The following is a 713-nucleotide window of genomic DNA, read 5'->3' as shown; positions in this document are numbered from 1 at the left end:
ATGTCGAGTCGGCAGTCGTACGGCACCAGACACCTTGATGGGATTTCGAGCTTTGTTGCATCCCAATAGGCCAGCAGCGCCATCAGAATCGGCAGGTTTTCCGAAACAGGTGCATTGAGAGCATGCTTGTCCATTGCATTCGCACCACGAAGGAATGAGAGGAATGTCTCTCGACCCAATCCAATGGCAAGCGGCAGTCCGATCGCGCTCCATACCGAGAAGCGGCCGCCCACCCAGGGCCAGATCTTGAAGCCGTTCTCTTTTCGGAGGCCCAACGATTCGGCAGCGTCCTCCTTTGACGACACGGTTACGATATGTTCGTGGCGTCTTTCTCCGGTGATGCCCGCCCGGGCAAACCAGGCATCAACCATCTCGGCGTTCACCATCGTCTCGCGAGTGCCGAAGCTCTTCGATGAAACGATGGCGAGCGTCGACTCGGGGCGGCATCGGCTCAAGATGCGATCAAGCAGGGTGCCGTCAACCGTTGAAAGGAAATGGAGATTGATCGTCGGGTTGAGCGGCTGCAGCGCATGCCACACCGCATGCGGCCCCATCTCCGACCCGCCGATGCCGATGTTGATTACATCCGTAATCTTGCCTTCGCTGCGAATCCGGTCCGCGAAGGCAAGCATGCGTTCACGCTCCGCGTTGACTTCTTCGTAGAAAGGCGCGGAAGCGTCAAATGCACGAAGCGACGTATGCAATGCCGCGCG

Annotated in this window: 1 pseudogene; it reads right to left on the bottom strand. The window is 58.2% G+C overall.

Going from position 1 to position 713, the window contains the following annotated elements:
• Window positions 1-632, bottom strand: a pseudogene (locus GBM95_RS11935) (glucose-6-phosphate isomerase); the annotation flags it as partial.
• Window positions 633-713: the final 81 nt, after the last annotated feature.

This window comes from Sutterella seckii, assembly GCF_009183815.1.
Classification (GTDB): Bacteria; Pseudomonadota; Gammaproteobacteria; order Burkholderiales; family Burkholderiaceae_F; genus Sutterella; species Sutterella seckii.
This window is presented reverse-complemented; position numbering and strand designations above follow the sequence as displayed.